Source organism: Vibrio sp. 10N.222.48.A3, assembly GCF_041475345.1.
Lineage (GTDB): Bacteria > Pseudomonadota > Gammaproteobacteria > Enterobacterales > Vibrionaceae > Vibrio > Vibrio tasmaniensis_A.
Genome location: NZ_JBFRVX010000986.1, coordinates 1 through 1768, shown reverse-complemented (window position 1 = coordinate 1768; position 1768 = coordinate 1). Strand labels below are relative to the sequence as shown.

Genomic DNA, 1768 nt, shown 5'->3' with positions numbered 1-1768 from the left:
AATACGATCTGACTATAGAGGGAAAATGGCTCTATGAGCGATCTAGCGAAAGAGATCACGCCCGTAAATATTGAAGATGAGCTTAGAGGTTCATACCTAGACTACGCGATGTCCGTCATCGTTGGTCGTGCCCTTCCAGATGTGCGTGATGGCCTAAAACCAGTACACCGCCGCGTTTTGTTCGCGATGAATGTATTAGGTAATGATTGGAACAAAGCATATAAAAAGTCTGCTCGTGTAGTAGGCGATGTAATCGGTAAATATCACCCACACGGTGATAGTGCGGTATACGAGTCAATTGTTCGTATGGCTCAGCCGTTTTCACTACGCTATATGTTAGTCGATGGCCAAGGTAACTTTGGTTCGGTTGACGGCGATTCAGCTGCGGCAATGCGTTATACCGAAGTTCGTATGTCAAAAATAGCTGGTGAGCTATTAACGGATCTTGATAAAGATACGGTTGACTTCGTTCCTAACTATGATGGAACCGAGCAAATACCAGCAGTTTTACCAACAAAAATACCAAACCTATTGGTTAACGGTGCTTCTGGTATCGCAGTAGGTATGGCTACCAACATCCCGCCACATAACCTTGGCGAAGTTGTTGATGGCTGTTTAGCATTTATCAATAATGAAGACATCACTATTGATGAGCTAATGGACTACATCCCGGGTCCAGACTTCCCGACAGCAGCATTAATCAGTGGCCGTAAGGGCATTGTCGATGCATATAAGACTGGCCGTGGCAAAGTTTACATGCGCTCGCGCGCGAACATTGAAATGGAAAAGAACGGTAAAGAAACAATTATCGTTACTGAAATTCCATATCAAGTGAACAAAGCTCGTCTGATCGAGAAGATTGCAGAACTTGTAAAAGACAAGAAAGTTGAAGGCATCAGTGCACTGCGTGACGAATCTGATAAAGATGGTATGCGTATTGTTATTGAATGTAAGCGTGACGCTGTCGGTGAAGTTGTACTAAACAACCTTTACTCACAAACTCAACTGCAAACAACTTTCGGCATCAACATGGTTGCTCTGAACAACGGCCAACCACAACTTTTCAACATTAAAGATATGTTGAAGTGTTTTGTTGATCACCGTCGTGAAGTTGTGACACGTCGTACTATCTTCGAATTGAAGAAAGCGCGCGACCGTGCACATATCTTGGAAGCTCTATCTTTAGCGCTTGCAAACATTGATGAAATCATTGAACTGATCAAGAACGCACCAACACCAGCAGAAGCTAAAGTTGGTCTAGTATCTCGTGGTTGGGATCTTGGTAACGTTGCATCAATGCTTGAACGTGCTGGTACTGATGCAGCTCGTCCAGATTGGCTTGAAGACCAATACGGTATCCGTGATGGTCAATACTTCCTAACGGAAACTCAAGCGCAAGCTATTCTAGAACTTCGTCTTCACCGCCTAACTGGCCTTGAGCACGAGAAGATTCTAGACGAATACAAAGCACTTCTAGAAGAGATCGCTGAGCTAATGCATATCCTTGCAAGCACTGAGCGTTTGATGGAAGTGATCCGTGAAGAACTTGAAGCGGTACGTGATATCTATGGCGACGAACGTCGTACAGAAATCACAGCAGCGGTTCATGACATCGACATGGAAGAGCTAATTGCTCAAGAAGACGTGGTAGTAACGCTTTCTAACGCAGGTTACGTTAAGTACCAAATCCTAAGCGACTACGAAGCTCAGCGTCGTGGTGGTAAAGGTAAGAGTGCAACTAAGATGAAAGATGAGGATTACATTGAGC

Annotated in this window: 1 protein-coding gene; it reads left to right on the top strand. The window is 44.3% G+C overall.

Translation table 11 applies throughout. The features are described from left to right. Positions 1 to 33 precede the first annotated feature (33 nt). A partial coding sequence (gyrA, locus tag AB4653_RS22780; protein WP_372105390.1) for a DNA gyrase subunit A occupies positions 34 to 1768 on the top strand: 1735 nt, incomplete at its 3' end.